At 75.4% G+C, this 19413-nt stretch carries 23 protein-coding genes; 9 read left to right on the top strand and 14 right to left on the bottom strand.

The window, feature by feature from the left end:
* The first annotated feature begins 11 nt into the window (after positions 1 to 11).
* From ISOVA_RS15450 to ISOVA_RS06710, 4 genes are read left to right on the top strand one after another with little or no spacing between them, the layout of a single operon-like run.
* A complete protein-coding gene (locus ISOVA_RS15450) occupies positions 12 to 845 on the top strand; it encodes a hypothetical protein (protein WP_013838496.1) in 834 nt (277 codons plus the stop codon).
* Positions 842 to 1360 (top strand): sensor histidine kinase, encoded by a 519-nt coding sequence (locus ISOVA_RS16720; protein WP_013838495.1) that lies wholly within the window; start codon positions 842 to 844, stop codon positions 1358 to 1360. Before ISOVA_RS15450 ends, ISOVA_RS16720 begins: the two co-directional genes overlap by 4 nt.
* A gap of 37 nt (positions 1361 to 1397) precedes the next feature.
* Complete coding sequence (locus ISOVA_RS06715) at positions 1398 to 2204, top strand: methyltransferase domain-containing protein (RefSeq protein ID WP_013838494.1); 807 nt, start codon at positions 1398 to 1400, stop codon at positions 2202 to 2204.
* 9 nt (positions 2205 to 2213) lie between these two features.
* Positions 2214 to 2999: an LLM class F420-dependent oxidoreductase gene (locus ISOVA_RS06710; protein WP_013838493.1), complete on the top strand. Its 786-nt coding sequence runs from the start codon at positions 2214 to 2216 to the stop codon at positions 2997 to 2999.
* A gap of 9 nt (positions 3000 to 3008) precedes the next feature.
* Here ISOVA_RS06710 and ISOVA_RS06705 read toward each other — a convergent pair whose 3' ends face one another.
* The 8 genes from ISOVA_RS06705 to infC all read right to left on the bottom strand — a co-directional run bounded on the left by ISOVA_RS06705 (position 3009) and on the right by infC (position 10734).
* Positions 3009 to 3851, bottom strand: a complete 843-nt coding sequence (locus ISOVA_RS06705) for an SDR family NAD(P)-dependent oxidoreductase (protein WP_013838492.1) — start codon at positions 3849 to 3851, stop codon at positions 3009 to 3011.
* On the bottom strand, positions 3844 to 6411 hold the full coding sequence (gene pheT / locus ISOVA_RS06700) for a phenylalanine--tRNA ligase subunit beta (RefSeq protein ID WP_013838491.1): 2568 nt from the start codon (positions 6409 to 6411) through the stop codon (positions 3844 to 3846). Before pheT ends, ISOVA_RS06705 begins: the two co-directional genes overlap by 8 nt.
* Positions 6411 to 7472 carry a phenylalanine--tRNA ligase subunit alpha gene (pheS, locus tag ISOVA_RS06695; protein WP_013838490.1) on the bottom strand — a complete coding sequence of 354 codons (1062 nt, stop codon included), beginning with the start codon at positions 7470 to 7472 and terminating at the stop codon, positions 6411 to 6413. Before pheS ends, pheT begins: the two co-directional genes overlap by 1 nt.
* A gap of 83 nt (positions 7473 to 7555) precedes the next feature.
* The gene (gene thpR, locus ISOVA_RS06690; RefSeq protein WP_013838489.1) at positions 7556 to 8194 is read right to left on the bottom strand and encodes an RNA 2',3'-cyclic phosphodiesterase; all 639 of its coding nucleotides are present in this window, start codon (positions 8192 to 8194) and stop codon (positions 7556 to 7558) included.
* Positions 8195 to 8213: 19 nt separating this feature from the next.
* Positions 8214 to 9062: a TrmH family RNA methyltransferase gene (locus tag ISOVA_RS06685; protein WP_013838488.1), complete on the bottom strand. Its 849-nt coding sequence runs from the start codon at positions 9060 to 9062 to the stop codon at positions 8214 to 8216.
* Positions 9063 to 9106: 44 nt separating this feature from the next.
* The gene (gene rplT / locus ISOVA_RS06680; RefSeq protein WP_013838487.1) at positions 9107 to 9490 is read right to left on the bottom strand and encodes a 50S ribosomal protein L20; all 384 of its coding nucleotides are present in this window, start codon (positions 9488 to 9490) and stop codon (positions 9107 to 9109) included.
* 62 nt (positions 9491 to 9552) lie between these two features.
* On the bottom strand, positions 9553 to 9747 hold the full coding sequence (gene rpmI / locus ISOVA_RS06675; protein WP_013838486.1) for a 50S ribosomal protein L35: 195 nt from the start codon (positions 9745 to 9747) through the stop codon (positions 9553 to 9555).
* A 102-nt stretch (positions 9748 to 9849) separates the two neighbouring features.
* Positions 9850 to 10734 (bottom strand): translation initiation factor IF-3, encoded by an 885-nt coding sequence (infC, locus tag ISOVA_RS17510; protein WP_013838485.1) that lies wholly within the window; start codon positions 10732 to 10734, stop codon positions 9850 to 9852.
* Between the two features lie 336 nt (positions 10735 to 11070).
* On the opposite strand from infC, the gene ISOVA_RS06665 reads away from it, so the two are divergent.
* The 5 genes from ISOVA_RS06665 (at position 11071) to ISOVA_RS06645 (ending at position 14825) form a co-directional block, all read left to right on the top strand.
* Positions 11071 to 11487 carry a Fur family transcriptional regulator gene (locus ISOVA_RS06665; RefSeq protein ID WP_013838484.1) on the top strand — a complete coding sequence of 139 codons (417 nt, stop codon included), beginning with the start codon at positions 11071 to 11073 and terminating at the stop codon, positions 11485 to 11487.
* 40 nt (positions 11488 to 11527) lie between these two features.
* On the top strand, positions 11528 to 13036 hold the full coding sequence (locus ISOVA_RS06660; RefSeq protein WP_013838483.1) for a catalase: 1509 nt from the start codon (positions 11528 to 11530) through the stop codon (positions 13034 to 13036).
* Positions 13037 to 13133: 97 nt separating this feature from the next.
* Complete coding sequence (locus tag ISOVA_RS06655) at positions 13134 to 13496, top strand: DUF1844 domain-containing protein (protein WP_013838482.1); 363 nt, start codon at positions 13134 to 13136, stop codon at positions 13494 to 13496.
* Position 13497: 1 nt separating this feature from the next.
* The gene (locus ISOVA_RS06650) at positions 13498 to 14103 is read left to right on the top strand and encodes a hypothetical protein (RefSeq protein ID WP_013838481.1); all 606 of its coding nucleotides are present in this window, start codon (positions 13498 to 13500) and stop codon (positions 14101 to 14103) included.
* Positions 14100 to 14825, top strand: coding sequence for a S1C family serine protease (locus ISOVA_RS06645; RefSeq protein WP_013838480.1), 726 nt, complete (start codon positions 14100 to 14102; stop codon positions 14823 to 14825). Before ISOVA_RS06650 ends, ISOVA_RS06645 begins: the two co-directional genes overlap by 4 nt.
* Positions 14826 to 14843: 18 nt before the next feature.
* Here the strand turns inward: ISOVA_RS06645 and ISOVA_RS06640 are convergent, their stop codons facing one another.
* Genes ISOVA_RS06640 through ISOVA_RS06615 form a run of 6 tightly spaced genes read right to left on the bottom strand, consistent with a single transcriptional unit; the run spans position 14844 to position 19398 of the window.
* Positions 14844 to 15617 (bottom strand): SseB family protein, encoded by a 774-nt coding sequence (locus ISOVA_RS06640; protein ID WP_013838479.1) that lies wholly within the window; start codon positions 15615 to 15617, stop codon positions 14844 to 14846.
* A complete protein-coding gene (priA, locus tag ISOVA_RS06635; protein WP_013838478.1) occupies positions 15614 to 16345 on the bottom strand; it encodes a bifunctional 1-(5-phosphoribosyl)-5-((5-phosphoribosylamino)methylideneamino)imidazole-4-carboxamide isomerase/phosphoribosylanthranilate isomerase PriA in 732 nt (243 codons plus the stop codon). Before priA ends, ISOVA_RS06640 begins: the two co-directional genes overlap by 4 nt.
* Before the next feature lie 17 nt (positions 16346 to 16362).
* The gene (gene hisH, locus ISOVA_RS06630) at positions 16363 to 17115 is read right to left on the bottom strand and encodes an imidazole glycerol phosphate synthase subunit HisH (RefSeq protein ID WP_013838477.1); all 753 of its coding nucleotides are present in this window, start codon (positions 17113 to 17115) and stop codon (positions 16363 to 16365) included.
* A 4-nt stretch (positions 17116 to 17119) separates the two neighbouring features.
* Positions 17120 to 17644: a hypothetical protein gene (locus ISOVA_RS06625; protein ID WP_013838476.1), complete on the bottom strand. Its 525-nt coding sequence runs from the start codon at positions 17642 to 17644 to the stop codon at positions 17120 to 17122.
* Positions 17645 to 18247, bottom strand: a complete 603-nt coding sequence (gene hisB / locus ISOVA_RS06620; protein WP_013838475.1) for an imidazoleglycerol-phosphate dehydratase HisB — start codon at positions 18245 to 18247, stop codon at positions 17645 to 17647.
* Positions 18247 to 19398 (bottom strand): histidinol-phosphate transaminase, encoded by a 1152-nt coding sequence (locus ISOVA_RS06615; RefSeq protein WP_013838474.1) that lies wholly within the window; start codon positions 19396 to 19398, stop codon positions 18247 to 18249. The genes hisB and ISOVA_RS06615 overlap by 1 nt, the downstream gene beginning before the upstream one ends.
* Positions 19399 to 19413: the final 15 nt, after the last annotated feature.

The following is a 19413-nucleotide window of genomic DNA, read 5'->3' as shown; positions in this document are numbered from 1 at the left end:
ACCGTGGGTCCATGACCACCCGCAACCGCCTCGCCGTCGCCGGCCTGCTCGTGCTCGCCGCGGTCCCGGTCGCCGCCGGGGCCTTCCGGCTCACGGACCTGGGCGAGCTCACGCCCGACAACGCCCGGTTCGTCACCGACCCCGTCCCGATCGTCACGCACGTCGTCATCCAGACACCGCTCGCGGCGACGAGCGTGACCGCGACCTACGAGCTGCCGGCGCACGACGACGCCGCGCTCGCCGCCCTGCGCTACGGGGTCGGAGCGGCGATGCTCGTCCAGCTCGGCCTCGCCGTGGCCGCGCTCGTGCGCCACGACTACCGCTCCCACGGCGCGTGGATGACCCGCGCGTACGCGCTCGGCATGGGCGCGGGCACTGGGCGCTCGTCTCCGCGCTGGTCGCGGTCGCGGTCGCCGAGGGCGCGCTCCTGCGCGACCTGGCGTGGCCGGGCCTCGACCGCCGTCGCCGTCGGCCTCCTGGCGCTGCTGCCCTGGCACCGCACGCACCCGCGCGCCGTGACCCTGGCCGTGACCGTCCCCGGGAGCGCGCTCGAGCTGGCCCAGGCCGCGACCGGGCGCACCCCCACCGGCCTGTTCACCGCGGGCGCCCTCGTCCTCGTGCCGTACGCCCTGTACCGGTGGGGCTCGGGGCGGGCCATCGCGGCCGGCACGCTCGCGCTCGGAGCGGGCGTCGCGGTCTCGGTCGCCACGGGCGGCGGGAGCGTGCCGGACGCGGTCGGGGGCGCGGTCGTGCTGCTGCTCGCCATGGCGCTCGGCGAGACGACCCGCCAGCGCGCCGCCGCGCGCGAACGGATCGCCGCCGAGGCGCGGTCGCCCACCACGTGACGGCCATCGCCGTGCGGGCGCAGGCCGGGCAGGTCGCCGCCGCGCCGGACGCCGCCGTCGACGCGCTGCGCGTCATCGAGGCCGAGGCGAGGCGCACCCTGGGCGAGATGCGCTCGCTCGTGCACGTGCTGCGCGACGACACCTGGCCGGGTGCCGACCTCGGCGGCCTCGACCCGCTCGACGCGGTCGCGGGCCTCGCCGCCGCCGGCCCGCCCGAGGTCCGGGTGCACGTGTCCGACGACCTCCGGCCGCTCGAGCCCGCCACGGCCGCCGCCGTGTTCCGCACGGCGCAGGAGGCCGTCACCAACGCCCGCCGGCACGCCCGCGGGGCGTCGCGCGTCGACGTCACGGTGGACCGCGCGGACGGCGCGGTCCGGCTACGGGTGCACGACGACGGCACGCCCGCGGGCCACCCCGGCACCGGGTACGGGCTGCCCGGGATGGCCGAGCGCGCGGCGCTGCCGCGTCGAGGTCGCCCGCTGGGCGTACGAGTCGGGGCTCCAGTGATATCTTGATGTCGAGATACTCGACGTCGAGAGATAAGGAACCGCCGTGGCCGACTGGTCCCCGACCGCCTACCTCCGCTACACCGACGAGCGCTCGCGCCCGTTCGGCGAGCTGCTCGCCCGCGTCCGGCGCGTGCCGTCGACCGTCGTGGACCTCGGCTGCGGGCCCGGCCACCTCACCGCGGTGCTGCGCGAGCGCTGGCCTGGCGCGTCGGTCGTCGGGCTCGACGCATCCCCCGCGATGATCGAGCGGGCGCGGGCCACCGACCCCGGCGGGACCTACGTCCTCGGGGACCTGCGCGACCACGCGGACGGGCGCTCGGGCGTCGACGACGCGGACCTCGTGGTCAGCAACGCGACGCTCCAGTGGGTCCCCGGGCACCTCGAGCTGCTCCCCCGCCTCGCCGACCGCGCGCGGCGGACGTTCGCGTTCTCGGTGCCGGGCAACCACGACGCGCCCAGCCACGTGCTGCTGCGCGAGGTCGCGTCGCGGCCGCCGTTCGCCGACGTCGTCGGCCCGGTCGAGCGGCGCGCGACGGCGGACCCCGCCGAGTACCTCGACGTGCTCGCGCGCTCCGGGTGGACGGTCGACGCCTGGGAGACCACGTACGTGCACGTGCTCGACGGCGAGGACCCGGTGCTGCGCTGGGTGTCGGCGACGGGTGCCCAGCCGGTCCTCCACGCGCTCGACGCGCACGACCGCGAGCACGGGACCGGGCTGCGCGCCCGCTTCGACGCCGAGTACGGCGCCGCGCTGCGCGAGGCCTACCCACGCCGCGCGTACGGCACGCCGTTCGCGTTCCGCCGGGTCTTCGCCGTGGCGACGCGCGAGACCGACGCCCGGGGCACGTAGCCTGGAGGCATGACCTCGCCGCCGCGCCCGCTCCGCATCGCCGTCCAGCTGCACCCGCAGCACGCCGAGTACGCCGACATCCGCGACGCCGTGCTGCGCGCCGAGGACCTCGGCGTCGACGCCGTCTTCAACTGGGACCACTTCTTCCCGCTGCGCGGCGACGAGAACGGCAAGCACTTCGAGTGCTGGACGATGCTCGGCGCGTGGGCCGAGCAGACCGAGCGCGTCGAGATCGGCGCGCTCGTCACGGGCAACGGCTACCGCAACCCCGACCTGCTCGCGGACATGGCCCGCACGGTCGACCACATCTCGGGCGGCCGCCTGATCCTCGGCATCGGGGCCGGGTGGAACCGCAAGGACTACGAGGAGTTCGGCTACGAGTTCGGCACGGCGGGCTCGCGCATCGCCGCGCTCGCCGCCGCGATGCCGCGGATCCGGGCGAGGCTCGCGGCGGGCAACCCGTCGCCGACCCGGCACATCCCGATCCTCCTCGGCGGTGGCGGGGAGAAGAAGACGCTGCGCGTCGTCGCCGAGCACGCCGACATCTGGCACTCGTTCGGCGACCCCGAGGTGCTGCGGCGCAAGTCCGCGATCCTCGACCAGCACGGCGCCGCCGTCGGCCGCGACACGGCACGCCTCGTCGAGCGGTCGGTCGAGGTCACGGGGCCGCCGTCCGAGGTGGGCGACGCCATCACGGCCGCGGGCGCGACGCTCCTGACGCTCGGCATGAACGGCCCCGACTACGACCTCACGCTCGCCAAGGAGTGGGTCGCCTGGCGCGACGACCGGCGCTGAGCCGGGCCGTCAGCGGCCCGTGAGCCCTTCGGCGAGCGGGTCGGTCCCGCCGGCCGGCAGGACGCGCAGGTGCCGCGGCGCGGCGGCCGTCGCCTCGCCGGCGAGCCGCCGCAGCGACTCCGGCGTGTCGTCGGAGACGCGCACGAACCAGCCCGAGCACGCGTCGAGCTCGCCGCGCGCGAACGCCGTCACGACCTCCACGGTGCGCTCGACGGGCGTCCACTCGCTGCGGTCGGCGTGCATGCGCATCGACCCCGTCATGTCGGTCTGCACGACGCCGGGCGCCACCTCGAGCACGCGCAGGCCGTGGGCGTGGCCCGCGGCGTGGAGGTGGTGGCCGAGCCGCATGAGCGCCGTCTTGCTGAGGTTGTAGGCGCTCGCGACCGTCATGTCGTGCGAGCCGGAGCCGCTGTTGAGGTCGACGACGCGGCCCCCGCCGCGCGCGAGCATCCCGGGCAGCACGTGGCGCGCGAGCAGGAACGGCCCGCGGACGTTCGTCTCGAGGACCTGCCACCACTCGTCGGCGTCCGCCTCCCACAGCGGCACCTCGGCGTCGATGCGGCCCGCGTTGTTGACGAGGAGGTCGACCGACCCCAGCTCGGCCTCGGCGCGCGCGACGGCGCCGGCCACGGCCCGCGCGTTGGTGACGTCGGCGGGCAGCACCACGGCCGTCCGGCCCCGCTCGCGCACCTCGGCGGCCACGTCGGCGAGCCGGTCGGCGTCCCGCGCGAGCAGCGCGACGTCGAGCCCGGCGTCCCGCAGGCCGAGCGCGACCGCGCGGCCGATGCCGCGGCTCGCGCCCGTGACGAGGGCGGTCCGCGCCGGGGCCGGGTCCGGTGCGGGCTCAGCCACGCAGGACCGCCCCCACCCGCTCGGCCGCGGCCGCGACGACGCCCTCGCGCACCGCCCGCACCTCGTCGGCCGTGAGCGTCCGGTCCGCCGCGCGCAGCCGCAGGGAGTACGCGAGCGACTTCTTGCCCTCGCCCACCTGCTCGCCCGTGAAGACGTCGAACAGGTGCGCCTCCTCGAGCAGCTCGCCGGCGCCCGCGACGATCGCCGCGTGGACGTCGGCCGCGGGGACGTCCGCGTCGACGACGAAGGCGAAGTCCTCCTTGGCCGCGGGGAACGCCGAGATGGGCGTCGCCGCGACGGGCTCGTCGCTCGCGGCGTCGACCATCGCGGAGAGGTCGAGCTCGAACGCCGACGCGCGCGCGGGCAGGCCGAGGCGCTCGACGACCGTGGGGTGCAGCTCGCCCGCGTGCCCGACGACGGTGCCGTCCGCGAGCGCGAGCGACGCGCAGCGTCCGGGGTGCCACGGCATGGTGGTGGCGTCGGCGGCCGGGGTCAGCCGGACGCCCACCCGGCGCGCGACGAGCTGCGCCGCCTCGACGGCGTCGGCCCAGTCCGCGCGGCGGCCGGCGCCCCACCATCCGGCCGGCGCGGCGCGCCCCACGAACACGCCGGCCACGTGGCGCGGCTGGTGCGGCACCGCACGGGCGAGCACCTCGAGGTCCGCGTCGGACGGCCGGACGCCGACGGGCAGCTGCGGCGCGGCGGGCGCGCCCGGCGTGGGGCGCGTGACGAGGCCGAGCTCGAACACCCCGAAGTCGTCCAGGCCGCGGGCCACGTTGCGGCGCGCGGTCTCGAGCAGCGTCACCAGCAGGTGGGTGCGCAGGAGCGGCCGGTCGTCGGCGAGCGGGTTGAGCAGGCGCAGCGCCGTGCGGCGCTCGTCGTCGGCGGGCAGGCCGAGCGCGTCGAGGTCCGCCGTGCCGACGAACGGGTACGACAGCACCTCGACGAGGCCGGCCTCCGCGAGGGCCCGCGCCACCGAGCGGCGCGTGCGCTGCTCGGCCGTGAGCCCGCGCCCGCCCGGCGCCGCCGGCAGCACCGACGGCACCTGGTCGTAGCCCTGGATGCGCACGACCTCCTCGACGAGCGCGGCGGGCTCCGTGAGGTCGGGGCGCCACGTCGGCGGGGTCACGAGGACGTCGGTCGAGCCGTCCACGGGCTCGGCGACCGTGCATCCGATCTGCTCGAGCGTGCTCACGACCTGCTCGCGCGTGTACGGCACGCCCGCGAGCCGCGCGGCCAGCGTCACGTCGAACGCGACGGCCGCGGGCGGCGTCGTGGTGTCGAGGTCGCCCACGGCGGGGTCGGCCTTGCCGCCTCCGAGCTCGACGAGCAGGTCGACCACGCGCTGGGCGGCGACCGCCGGCAGCCTCGGGTCGACGCCGCGCTCGAAGCGCTTGGCGGCCTCCGACGGCAGCTTGTGGCGCCGCGCGGTCCGGGCGACCGAGACGGGGTCGAAGTGGGCGGCCTCGACGAGCACGTCCGTCGTCGTGGCGCTCACCTCGGACGACGCCCCGCCCATGACGCCGGCCAGGCCGAGCACGCGCGAGCCGCGCGCGCCCGAGGGCGAGTCGGTGATGAGCAGGTCCTCGGCGTCGAGCGCGCGCTCGACGCCGTCGAGCGTCGTCAGCCGCTCGCCCGGCGCCGCACGCCGCACGACGATCGGCGCGGCAACCTTCTCGAGGTCGTACGCGTGCAGCGGCTGACCGAGGTCGAGCATGACGTAGTTGGTGACGTCCACGGCGAGCGAGATCGAGCGCATGCCCGATCCCACGAGGCGGCGCCTCATCCAGCCCGGCGTCGGGGCGGACGGGTCGATCCCGCGCACGACGCGCGTGACGAAGCGGTCGCAGCCGACCTGGCCGTCGATCGGCGCGGCGTCGTCCACCTCGACAACGAACCCGTCCGGCGTGGCCGCGGGCGGCGGCGTCGGCAGCGCCTCCGGCAGCCCGCGGTCGGTGAAGGCCGCCCCGGTCGAGTGCGCGTACTCGCGCGCCACGCCGCGGTAGCTGAACGCGTACCCGCGGTCGGGCGTCACGTTGATCTCGAGCACCTCGTCGCCCAGGCCGAGCAGCGCGACGGCGTCCTGCCCGGGCGTCAGGTCGTCCGCGGCGAAGCCGTGCCGCGTCAGCACCATGATGCCGTCGTGGTCGTCGCCGATCCCGAGCTCGCGCACCGAGCAGATCATGCCGTCCGAGACGTGGCCGTACGTCTTGCGGCTCGCGATCGCGAAGCCGCCCGGCAGCACCGCGCCGGGCAGTGCGACGACGACGAGGTCGCCCGCGCCGAAGTTGTGCGCGCCGCACACGATGCCGCGCGAGCCGCCCTCGGCGTTGTGCTCGCCGACGTCGACCTGGCACCAGTTGATCGTCTTGCCGTTCTTCTGCGGCTCGGGGGTCAGCTCGAGCACGCGGCCCACGACGAGCGGGCCGGTCACGGCCGCGCCGTGGATCGCCTCCTCCTCGAGACCGACGCGCACGAGGTCGGCCGCGAGGCGCTCGGCGGTGAGGTCGGCGGGGAGCTCGACGTGGTCGGCGAGCCAGTCCATGACGATGCGGGGCATCAGATCTCCATCCCGAACTGCGTGGAGAAGCGCACGTCGCCCTCCACGATGTCGTGCATGTCCGCGATCGAGTGGCGCAGCATGAGCGTGCGCTCGATCCCCATCCCGAAGGCGAAGCCGGAGTACTCCTCGGGGTCGACGCCGGCGGCGCGCAGCACGTTCGGGTGGACCATGCCGCAGCCGCCCCACTCGATCCAGCCCGGCCCGCCCTTCTTCTGCGGGAACCACAGGTCCATCTCGGCGCTGGGCTCGGTGAAGGGGAAGAAGCTCGGGCGCAGACGGGTCTTGGCCTCGGGGCCGAACATCGCGCGCGCGAACGCGTCGAGCGTGCCCACGAGGTTCGCCATCGTCAGCCCCTTGTCGACCGCGAGCCCCTCGACCTGGTGGAACACGGGCGTGTGCGTCGCGTCGAGCGCGTCGGTGCGGAAGACCTTCCCGGGCACGGCGACGTAGAGCGGCACGCCGCGCGCGAGCAGCGAGCGGGCCTGCACCGGCGAGGTGTGCGTGCGCAGCACGAGGTTCGGCGCGTCTTGGTGCGCCTGCCCGTCGGTCCCGGCGACGTAGAACGTGTCCTGCATCTGGCGCGCCGGGTGGTCGGGCCCGAAGTTGAGGGCGTCGAAGTTGTACCACTCGGCCTCGACCTCGGGGCCGTCGGCGATCTCCCAGCCGAGGCCGACGAAGAAGTCGGCGATGCGCTCCTGGACGAGCTCGATCGGGTGCCGCGCCCCGACCGGCCGACGGCCCGCCGGCAGCGTGACGTCGACGGCCTCGTCGACGAGGACGCGCGCGTCCCGCTCGGCCTCGAGCTCGGCCTGCCGGGCCGCGAGCGCCTGGGACACCCGACCCCGGCGCGGGCCGACGTTCTTGCCCGCGGCGGCCTTGTCCGGTCCCGGCAGCGCTCCGATGGCGCGGTTCGCGAGCGCGAGCGGGCTGCGGTCGCCGGTGTGCCTCGTCCGGACGGCCTTGAGCTCGTCGAGGTCGCGGGCCGCGGCGATGTCCGCCAGGGCGGCGTCCACCGCGGCGTCGAGCGCGTCGGGGTCCAGGGGATCGGGCGTGGACATGCGTGCCTTCCTCGAGGTGGGTGAGCGGCAGGGGTCAGTCTATGTGTCCGCGCGGACGCCCCGGACGTGCTTTTCGCCCGCCCTCAGCGCGCGAGGCGGACGACGGCGACGTCGTCGTGCAGCGGGCCGCCCGACCGGCCGGCGCCGAGCTCGGAGGCGACGACGTGCACGGCCTCGACGGGCCAGGCGGGCCCACGGTAGACCGCGAGCGCGCGAGCCCAGTGCGCGAGCGGCGACGCCGCGTCGTCGCTCCGGCCGCGCGGGCGGCGCGAGCCCCGCTCCCCCGTCCTGCCGGCGCGTCCTGCCCGGGACGCCGACGCCCGGGCGACCGTGAGGTGCGGGCGGCCGCCGGCGCGGTCGTCCGCGGGCAGGCCGGCGTCGGCGGCGGCCTCCTCCACGAGCGCCGCGAGGCTCCGCAGCGCGTCGAGCGCCCCGGTGACGCCGACCCAGAGGGTGCGCCCGCCGAAGGACCCGCCGCCCGCGAGCTCGAGCTCGAACGCGCGGGTGCCGGCGAGCGCGGCGGTCAGCGCGTCGACGTAGCCGGGCACCGCGCCGTCGGGCACCTCGCCGTGGAACGCGAGCGTGACGTGCCGCTGCTCCTTGGGCACCCAGCGCAGGCCGGCGCCCGGGTCGGCGACGGCGGCCCCGCCGACGCCGCCGAGGGCGAGGTCGAGGTGCGCCGACGCCGCGGCCGACGGGTACACGGCGGTGAAGAGTCGCACCCTCGGGATGCTAGCGGGGTCAGCGCTGCGCGCGGCCGCTGGCGTAGAGGCAGACGGTCGCGGCGGTCGCGAGGTTGAGCGACTCCGCCCTGCCCCGGATCGGCACGCGCACGACGGCGTCGGCGAGCGCGCGGTCCGCCTCCGGCAGGCCCCAGGCCTCGTTGCCGAAGACCCACGCGGTCGAGCGCGCGAGGTCGGGCGAGGCGCCGGGCGTGCCCGCGGCGTCGAGGAGGTCGTCGAGGTCGAGGTCGCCCCCGCCGTCGGCGGCGAGCACCGTGCAGCCCGCGCCGCGCAGCGCCTCGACGGTCTCGGCGAGTCCCACGTCGGTGACGACGGGCAGGTGGAACATCGAGCCGGCGGTCGAGCGGACGACCTTGGGGTTGTACATATCGACGCTCTCGCCCGCGAGGACGACGAGGTCGGCGCCCGCGGCGTCGGCCGCCCGGATCACGGTGCCGGCGTTGCCCGGGTCGCGCACGGTCGCCAGGACCGCGACGAGCAGCGGCCGGGCGCCGGCCGCCTCGCGCAGCGCGGCGTCGAGCGACGGCTCCTGCGTGCGCACGACGGCCAGCACGCCCTGCGCGTCGGGACTCATGGCCTCGAGCACCTCGCGCGTGCCCAGGTGCACGTAGAGACCCGCGGCGAGCGCGGCGTCGAGGATCTCGGCGTACCGCTCGGCCGTCGCCGGTGTGAGGTAGACGTCCCGGACGGCGCCGGGCGCGTGGCGCACGGCCTCGCGCACGCCCTGCGGCCCCTCGACGAGGAACTGCCCGTGCCGGGAACGCGCAGGACGCCCGGACAGCGCCCTGACCTGCTTGACCCGGTCCGCACGCGGGTTCGCGAGCGTCACGTCGGGGATGCGGTGCATCGACAGGTCGGGGTGTCCGGGCGTCCTGGGGTGCTGAGCCGGGCTCAGGCGGCCTTCGGCGCGTTGACGTCCGAGGGCAGCGCGTCCTTGGCGACCTGGACGAGCGCGTTGAACGCCGCCACGTCGTTGACCGCGAGCTCGGCGAGCATGCGGCGGTCGACCTCCACACCCGCGGCCTTGAGGCCCTGGATGAGGCGGTTGTAGGTCAGGCCCTGCGCGCGGGACGCAGCGTTGATGCGCTGGATCCACAGCTTGCGGAAGTCGCCCTTCTTCGCCTTGCGGTCGCGGTAGGCGTAGACGAGCGAGTGGGTGACCTGCTCCTTCGCCTTGCGGTAGAGGCGCGAGCGCTGGCCGCGGTAGCCGCTGGCGCGCTCGAGGGTCGTACGGCGCTTCTTGTGGGCGTTGACCGCCCGCTTCACGCGTGCCACGTGATGCTCCTTGCAGTTCGGGTCGGAAGTGGGTCCGGCAGGACGTCACCCGCCGGGGTGGCTCACTTGCCGAGCAGCTTCTTGATCTTCTTGACGTCGGCCTGCGAGACCTCCTGGTCCATCGCGAGGCGGCGCGTGCGGGTGGTCGGCTTGTGCTCGAACAGGTGGCGGCGGTTCGCCTGCTCCCGCATGACCTTGCCGCTGCCGGTGACCCGGAAGCGCTTCTTGGCGCCGGAGTGCGTCTTGTTCTTCGGCATGACTGCCGTCTCTCCTCGTGTCGGTCGCCCGCCGGGTGACGGGCGACGTGGTGCGGACCATGGCCGGTGGGCCGGCCCGGTGCCAAATGGTCTGTGCCGGCCTCAGCTCGCGCGCGGGCCGGGGCGCGGCGCGGGCCGCGGTGCTGCCGGGCGGGGCCGCGGCGGCGCGGGCGCGGCGGCCGGGGCCGGGGCCGGGGCCGCGTCCCGGGCGGGCGCCTGGGGCTCGGCCTGGGCCTGCGGCTGCTGCGGCTGCTCCGCGGGCTCGGCGGGGGCCTCGGTCTCGGGAGCGGCCTGCGCGGGCTGCTCGTCCTGGGTCGCGCGGGCGCGCGCCTCGGCCTTGACCTCCGACTTGGTCTTGCGCTGGGCGTTGACCTCGGCGGAGCGCCGGCGCTGCTCGCTCTTGGCGTCGGCCTTCTTCTTGACCGGCGCGAGGACCATGGTCATGTTGCGGCCGTCCTGCTTCGGCATCGACTCGACGAAGCCGAGCTCCGACACGTCGTCCGCGAGGCGCTGCAGCAGACGCACGCCCATCTCGGGGCGCGACTGCTCGCGGCCGCGGAACATGATCATGACCTTGACCTTGTCGCCGGCCGAGAGGAACCGCTCGACGTGCCCCCTCTTGGTGGCGTAGTCGTGCGGGTCGATCTTGAGGCGGAACCGGATCTCCTTGAGGACCGTGTTCGCCTGGTTCCGCCGCGCCTCGCGCGCCTTCATGTCGGACTCGTACTTGAACTTGCCGTAGTCCATGAGCTTGGCGACGGGCGGGCGGGCGTCCGGTGCGACCTCGACGAGGTCGAGGTCGGCGTCCTGGGCAAGCTTCAGGGCGACCGCCGTGGCAACCACGCCGACCTGCTCCCCGCCCGGGCCGATGAGCCGGACCTCGGGGACGCGGATCCGGTCGTTGATGCGAGGCTCGCTGATGGTGATGCTCCTAGGAACTCGTCGGAACGACCGCCAGGAACGAGGAACGGCCCCCGCCCTGAGCACCAGGTGGAGGCCGTCGGTCCGACGCCGGGCGCACGGGTGCGCCGACGACCGGGGGCAGGACGACGCGCCGCGAGAGCGCCTCGCCCCGACCGGGACCCGGCTCCTGTCGGCCGCCGTGGGCGGCGCGTCGGTGCTCGGGTGGGATGGACTCCACTTGATGCACCCGTCCGCCTCGCGGCGTCCGGGTCGGTCAGCGCACAAGGCTAGCACGAGCCCGCCCGGCCACGACAGGCCGCGACGGCCTCGGCGGACGTGACCCGCGCGACAGCACCGCACCACCGACCGCCTCGCGGACGCAACTTGGAATCGTTCCAGAAAAGGCCTAGGGTCGTCGCCATGGGCAACCACCAGGAGCTGCTGCGCGACGCGGGGCTGCGCGTCACCGGCGTGCGGCTCGGTGTGCTCCGGACGCTCGACCGCCTCCCGCACGCCACCGCCGACGACGTCGTGCAGGCCGTGCGCGAGGAGCTCGGGTCGGCGTCCGTCCAGGCCGTGTACGACACGCTCCACGCGCTGACCGACGCCGGCCTCCTGCGGCGCATGGAGCCGGCGGGCCACCCCGCCCGGTACGAGCGGCGCGTGGGCGACAACCACCACCACGTGGTGTGCCGCGCGTGCGGCGCGGTGGCCGACGTCGACTGCACGGTCGGCCAGGCGCCGTGCCTCACGCCGAGCGCGACGCACGGCTTCACCATCGACCTCGCCGAGGTGACGTTCTGGGGCCTGTGCCCCGCGTGCGCGGCGAGCCGCTGACCTCCCTCCCACGCCAACCCCGAAGAAAGGACGTCGAGACATGACGACCCCGTTCACCACCACGCAGACCGGCACGCCGGTCACGAGCGACGCGCACTCGCTCACGGTGGGTGCGGACGGCCCCACCGTCCTGCACGACCGGTACCTGGTCGAGAAGCTCGCCCAGTTCAACCGCGAGCGGATCCCCGAGCGGATCGTGCACGCCAAGGGCGGCGGCGCCTTCGGCGAGTGGGAGATCACCGGCGACGTCTCGGCGTACACGCGCGCCGCCGTCTTCCAGCCCGGCGCGAAGGGCGAGGTCGCGCTGCGCTTCTCGTCGGTCGCGGGCGAGCAGGGCTCCCCCGACACCTGGCGCGACGTGCGCGGCTTCGCGCTGCGTTTCTACACGACCGAGGGCAACCTCGACGTCGTCGGCAACAACACGCCGGTGTTCTTCATCCGCGACGCCATCAAGTTCCCCGACTTCATCCACTCGCAGAAGCGCCTGCCCGGCTCAGGCCTGCGCGACGCGGACATGCAGTGGGACTTCTGGACGCTCTCGCCCGAGTCGGCCCACCAGGTCACCTACCTCATGGGCGACCGCGGCCTGCCGCGCTCGTGGCGCGAGGTCAACGGCTACGGCTCGCACACCTACCAGTGGATCAACGCGGCCGGCGAGCGCTTCTGGGTCAAGTACCACTTCATCTCGCGCCAGGGCGTGCACACGATCACGAACGAGGACGCCGAGAAGCTCGCGGGCGCGGACGCCGACTTCTACCGCCGCGACCTGTACGAGGCGATCGAGCGCGGCGAGCACCCGACGTGGGACATCAAGGTCCAGGTCATGCCGTACGAGGACGCCAAGACCTACCGCTTCAACCCGTTCGACCTGACCAAGGTCTGGCCGCACGGCGACTACCCGCTGATCCACGTCGGGCACTTCACGCTCAACCGCAACCCGCGCAACTTCTTCGCGGAGATCGAGCAGATCGCGCTGTCGCCGGCCAACCAGGTCCCCGGCACGGACATCTCGCCCGACAAGATGCTCATGGCGCGCGTCTTCTCCTACCCGGACGCGCAGCGCTACCGCGTGGGCACCAACTACCAGCAGCTGCCGGTCAACACGCCGCACGCGGCGCCGGTCCACAACTACTCGCAGGACGGCGCCCAGCGGCACCACTTCAACGACCCGTCGGTCCCCGTGTACGCGCCGAACTCGTTCGGCGGCCCGGTCGCGGACCCGTCGCGCGCCGCCGAGGGCTCGTGGGAGTCCGACGGCGCGCTCGTGCGCGCCGCCGCGACGCTGCACGCCGAGGACGACGACTTCGGCCAGGCCGGCACGCTGTACCGCGAGGTGTTCGACGACGCGGCCAAGGCCCGCTTCCTCGAGACCCTCACGGGCCAGGGCAAGGCCATCACGGTCGACGCGATCCGTGAGCGGTTCTTCTGGTACTGGAGCAACGTCGACGCCGAGCTCGGCGCCAAGCTGCGCTCCGAGGTCGCCGGCGGCCCGGCGCCCGAGCCCGTCGCGGCCGGTACCGGCCCCGACGTCGAGCCCGTCGGCTTCTGAGCCGCACCGCACCGCATCGGTCCGAGGCCGGGTCCCCCGCGGGGGCCCGGCCTCGGCCGTCCCCGTGGCCCGCCCCGCAGATGGGAAGATGGTCCGCATGAGCACCCCCACCGATCCCGGCGCAGGCTTCGTCGACGACGCGACGCGCGACATCGCGGACGTCGCCGCCGTCGAGGTCATCACGACCGCCGCCGTCCACCTCATGAGCGCCGCCGCCGTCAAGTGCGGTCTCGCGGAGGACGCCGAGCAGGCGGGCCACCTCGACCTCGACGAGGCGCGCAAGCTCATCACCGCGCTCGCGGCGCTCGTCACCGCGAGCGCCCCGGACATCGGCAACCAGCACGCCCGCTCGCTGCGCGACGGGCTGCGCTCGCTCCAGCTCGCGTTCCGCGAGGCCTCGGTCATCCCCGACCCGCCGGGCGAGGGCCCGGGCGAGAAGTACACGGGGTCCGTCGTCTGACATGAGCCACCCGCCGCAGCCGCCCGCGTGGCAGCCGCCCGGCCCGCCACCGCAGCACCTGCCCGCGCACCCGGCGCCCGCACCCGCCCCGGCGAGGCGTCGCCGGGGGTCGCGCGCGGCCGTCGTCGTGCTCGTCGTGCTGCTGCTGGCCGCGCTCGGCGTCGCGGCGTACCTGTGGCTGACGACGGTCCGCTGGCAGGAGGACAGTGCGGCGTGGGAGCAGCACGCGCGCGAGCAGGCCGAGCGGGCGCTCTCGCTGGAGACCGAGCTCGCGGGCGTCAACGCCGAGCTCGTCGCCGCGCGCGAGCAGCTCGCCACGGCGACCGAGCGCATCACCGCGCTCGCGGACGAGAAGGCTCGGCTGGGCGACGAGACGGTCGCGGCCCAGCGCTACATCGACTACCAGACGCGCGTGAGCGAGGCCGCCGGGGTCGTCGCGACCGCGCTCGGCCAGTGCATCGAGGCGCAGTCGCTGCTCATCGGGTACCTCGAGAACCGCGAGGCGTACGACCCGGCCGACCTCGAGCGCTTCGCCGGCGACGTGAGGGCGCTGTGCGACGAGGCCAACCGGGCCAACGAGCAGCTGCAGCAGGAGCTGCGGCAGTGAGGGCGCGGCGCACGCTCGTGGTCGTCTCCTCGCTCGCGCTCGTCGCGGGCTGCGGGGTGCTGCCCGAGCTGCCCGACGCCGTCCCGGACGACATCACCCCCACGGCCGCCCCGAGCCTGGTCGCCCACGGCGGGGAGAACCTCTCGCCCGACGGCTTCGACGCCGTCCGCCGCATGGCCGTGCGCATCCGCAACGTCGGCTGCACGGGGCTGTCGACCGGCTCGGGCTTCGCGATCGACGAGCACACGCTCATCACCAACCGGCACGTCGTGGCCGACTCCGAGGTGCTCCAGGTGAGCACCTACGACGGGCGCGACATCGAGGTCACCGCCGCGAGCACGGCCGCCCTCGCGGACCTCGCCGTCGTGCGCACCGACGACCCCCTGCCGTCCTACCCCGAGCTGGGCACGGCCGACCCCGAGGCCGGCGACCCGGTCACCGTGGTCGGCTACCCCGAGGGCGGGGCGCTCACGGTCACCCAGGGCGAGGTCATCGGCCGCACGACCGACCCGCTCAACGAGAACCTCGGCGAGGTGCTCGTGACCGACGCCCCCGTCGAGCCCGGGTCGTCGGGGTCCGCGGCGCTCGACGGGACGGGCCGCGTCATCGGCGTCGTCTACGCCAAGACGTCGGACGGGCGCTCGATGCTCATCCCGCTGTCGACGGTGCGGCAGCTGCTCGGCGACGAGGCCTCGTTCTCGGCGCTGCCGCCCTGCTCCTGAGGCCCGCGCGCCGCGGCGTCAGCGGGCCGCGGCGATGCGCAGCTCGAGCGAGTCGACGCGCTCGGAGACGACCTTCGACGCGCCGAGCCGCGCGTTGACCTGTGCCAGCACCCGGTCGAGACCCGCGCGGTCCAGGCCCGGGTCGAGCGCGAGCACGACCGCGACCTCGGCCGTGCGGCCCGGCTCGGCGTGCGCCCGCACGACGTGCTGGACGGGTGCGGCGGCGTCGGCCACCGCCGCCGCGACCTCCGCCTCGACCGTGAGCCCGTCCGCCGTGGGCTCGAGCGCCGGGCGCCACTGCTGCCCCTGGGCGAGCGCCCACACGGCCGGGCGCGGGACGAGCGCCGTCACCGGGCCGGCCGGGTCGACGACGAGCAGCGCCCAGTCCTCGCTCACCGCGGACAGCGCGGCGCGCGGCGCCTCGACGGGCACCGGACGGGCGTCGGCGCGCCACGCGCGCATCGCGTCGACCGAGGTGAACACGGGCAGCGCGCGGCGGCCGTCGGGCGCCTGGAGCGCGACCACGCCCGCCGACGCCTCCTTGTCGACGTGGAGCTCGGCGCCCTCGTGCTCGACCGTGCCGGTCGCCTCGACCTCGGCCAGCACCGGCACCAGCACGCGCGTCGCCGCGAGCCGTGCGACGACGTCGCGCAGCGGCGTGGCGCCGGCGGCGTAGCCCTCGAGCAGCGCGGCGAGCTCAGGGTCGGCCGAGCCGTCGTCGCCGGCGAACTGCGACGTCGGCTGGATCGAGCGCAGGTGGCCCGGCAGCGCCCGGCCGTCGTCGGCGGTCACGGGCGGCCGGCGACGTCGAGCGCCTCGGGCAGCGTGAACGCACCCGCGTACAGGGCCTTGCCGACGACGGCGCCCTCGACGCCGTGCGGCACCAGGGCGCGCAGCGCCTCGAGGTCGGCGAGCGACGAGATGCCGCCCGAGGCGACGACCTTCGCGGGCGTGCGCGAGGCGACCTCGCGCAGCAGCTCGACGTTGGGGCCGCGCAGCGTGCCGTCCTTGGTCACGTCGGTCACGACGTACCGGGCGCAGCCGGCCTCGTCGAGGCGGCCGAGGACCTCCCACAGGTCGCCGCCCTCCTTGGTCCACCCGCGGGCCGCGAGCGTGGTACCGCGCACGTCGAGCCCGACGGCCACGGCGTCCCCGTGCTCGGCGATGACCTTGGCGGTCCACTCGGGGTCCTCGAGCGCGGCCGTGCCGATGTTGACGCGGCGTGCGCCGGTGGCCAGCGCGCGCTCGAGCGACGCGTCGTCGCGGATGCCGCCCGACAGCTCGACCTGCACGTCGACCTCGGCGACCACCCGGGCCAGCAGGTCGGCGTTCGACCCGCGGCCGAACGCGGCGTCGAGGTCGACGAGGTGGATCCACTCGGCGCCGCCGGCCTGCCAGTCGAGCGCGGCGGCGAGCGGGTCGCCGTAGGAGGTCTCGGACCCTGCCTCGCCCTGGACGAGACGGACGGCCTGGCCGTCGGCGACGTCGACGGCGGGCAGCAGGACGAGGCGATCGGTCATGCGGGGTGTCTCCAGACTCAGAGGGACTTGACCCAGTTCTCGAGCAGGGTCGCGCCGGCGTCGCCGGACTTCTCGGGGTGGAACTGCGTGGCGGACAGCGGACCGTCCTCGACCGCGGCGACGAACCGCACCTCGCGGCCGTCGGAACCGTGCCGCGCCCAGGTGACGAGCGGGGGCGTGAAGCGCGGGTCGGCGTGCTCGTCGTGGCCCTGCGTGAACTGCTGGGCGGCGTACGAGTGCACGAAGTAGAAGCGCTCGTGCTCCACGCCGCGGAACAGCGTCGTGCCGGGCGGCACCTCGACGGGTGACCAGCCCATGTGGGGCACGACGGGCGCGTCGATCCGGTCGACGACGCCGCGCCACTCCCCCAGCCCGTCGGCGCGCACGCCGTGCTCGACGCCCGCGTCGAACATGACCTGCATGCCGACGCAGATGCCGAGCACCGGGCGGTTGCCCGCGAGGCGCCGGTCGACGACCTGGTCTCCGCGCACCGCGCGCAGGCCCGCCATGCACGCCGCGAACGCGCCGACCCCGGGCACCACCAGGCCGTCGGCCTCGGTCGCGGCCGCGTGGTCGGCCGTGAGCTCGACGTCCGCGCCGACGCGCTCGAGCGCGCGCACGGCCGACCGGACGTTGCCGAAGCCGTAGTCGAGGACGACGACGCGCGGCCGGCCCGTGCCTGCGGACCTGCCGGAGCGCGCCGCCGGCCGGGCGTTGAGCTCGGCCGCGGCACCGCCGTCGGGCAGGAGCTCGGGCACCTGCTCGCTCATCGGGTCACCTCTTCTTCCGGGCCTTGCGCGCCGCGCCCGTGAGCAGCCGCATGGCCTTGAGCCGGCTGATGCTCGACGACGGCACGACGCCGGGCAGGTCGCCCACCCGGACCTGGCCCGTGAGCAGGTCCTCGAGCTCCTCCGGGGCACCGCCGAGCACGAGGCCCGGGGGCAGCGTGCCCTCGCTGGCGCCGTCCTGGTAGCGCACGCAGGTGAGCTGCTCGCCGCGGCGCGTGGCGAGCACGAGCGGCACACCCCTGACGAGCTGCGAGATGGCCGACGCGGCGCGGTCGGGCGCGTCGCCCGAGCGGTCGCGCAGGACGGCGAGCGCCCCGACGGGCGTGGCGACGGCGTCGACGTCGATCTGCGCGAGCGAGCACGCGGCCGCGAGCGGCTCGGCGCCCGCGATCTGGGTGATGAGGACGGCGAGCTCCGGGTCGTGCGTGGGCTCGGTCAGGCTCGACAGGTCGTCCGGGATCTCGATCTCGGGCAGGTCCGCGGGCAGGTCGGGTTCGGGACGATCGGGCACCTACAACGCTCCCTTGGTCGACGGGACGCCCTCGACGCGCGGGTCGAGGGCGACGGCCGCGCGCAGCGCGCGCGCGAGCGCCTTGAACTGGGCCTCCACGACGTGGTGCGGGTCGCGGCCCGCGAGGACCCGCACGTGCAGGCAGATGCCGGCGTGGTGGGCGATCGACTCGAGCACGTGCCGCGTGAGCGACCCGGTGAAGTGCCCGCCGATGAGGTGGTACTCCTGGCCGGCCGGCTCGCCGTCGTGCACGAGGTACGGGCGACCGGACACGTCGACGACGGCCTGCGCGAGCGCCTCGTCGAGCGGCACGAGCGCGTCGCCGAAGCGCGAGATGCCGCGCTTGTCGCCGAGAGCGACCTTGAGCGCCTCCCCGATCACGATCGCGACGTCCTCGACGGTGTGGTGGGCGTCGATGTGGGTGTCGCCGGTGGCCTTGACCGTGAGGTCGATGAGCGAGTGCTTGCCCAGCGCGGTCAGCATGTGGTCGTAGAACGGCACGGTCGTGGAGACGTCGGTGCGGCCGGTGCCGTCGAGGTCCAGCTCGACGACGACGCTCGACTCGCTCGTCGTGCGCTCCACGCGCGCGGTGCGGGCTGCCATCAGCTCTCCTGCTCTCTCATCACGTCGGTGAGCGCGTCCTTGAACGCGGCGGTCTCGGCGGGGGTGCCGACCGACACGCGCAGCCAGCCGTCGGGGCCGGTCTCGCGGATCAGGACGCCCCGGTCGAGGAGCCCCTGCCAGACGGCGTGCCGGTCGGCGAACGTGCCGAACAGCACGAAGTTCGCGTCGGTCTCGGCCACCTGCAGCGGCCGGCCGGCGTGGTGCTGCGCGCGCAGCCAGTCGACGAGCGCGTCGCGCTCGGCCCGCAGCGCGTCGACCTGCGCCAGCAGCTCGGTGCGGTGCGCGAGGGCGGCCCGCGCCGCCGCCTGGGTGACCGCCGACAGGTGGTACGGCAGGCGCACGACCCGCAGCGCGTCGACGAGCTCCGTCGACGCCGCGAGGTACCCCAGGCGCAGGCCCGCGGCCGCGAACGCCTTGGACATCGTGCGCGTGACGGCCAGGTGCGGGTGGTCGGCGAGCAGCTCGAGCGCCGACGGCGTCCCCGCACGGCGGAACTCGGCGTAGGCCTCGTCGACCACGACGACCGCGGGGATCGCGGCCGCGGCGTCGAGGACCGCCTCGACGACGGCGCGCGGCAGCGCGGTGCCCGTCGGGTTGTTCGGGCTCGCGAGCAGGATCACCGACGGACGGACCTCGGCGATCGTCGCGACCGCGTGGTCGACGTCGAGCGTGAAGTCCTCGGCGCGCCGGCCCGTGACCCAGCGCGTGTGGGTGTCGCGCGCGTACTCGGGGTACATCGAGTACGTCGGCGCGAACGACAGCGCGGTGCGACCGGGGCCCCCGAACGCCTGCAGGACGTGCAGCATGACCTCGTTCGAGCCGTTGGCCGCCCACACCTGCTCCGGCGCCACGCGCACGCCGGACTCGACCGCGAGGTAGTCGGCAAGGTCGGCGCGCAGCGCGGGGAAGTCGCGGTCGGGGTACCGGTTCAGGCCCGCCGCGGCGGCCGCGACCTCGCGCGCGATCGTCGCGACGACCGCGTCCGACGGCGGGTACGGGTTCTCGTTGACGTTGAGCAGCACGGGCACGTCGAGCTGCGGGGCGCCGTACGGCACCTCGTCCGCGAGCTCGGGGCGCAGCGGCAGCACCGTCCGGGCACGGCTCGTGGACGTGTCTGCGGGGGTCGTCACCCGCCCAGTCTACGA

Source organism: Isoptericola variabilis 225 (assembly GCF_000215105.1).
GTDB lineage: Bacteria > Actinomycetota > Actinomycetes > Actinomycetales > Cellulomonadaceae > Isoptericola > Isoptericola variabilis_A.
The sequence above is the reverse complement of the archived record's forward strand: the minus strand, read 5'-3'. Positions and strand labels throughout refer to the sequence as shown.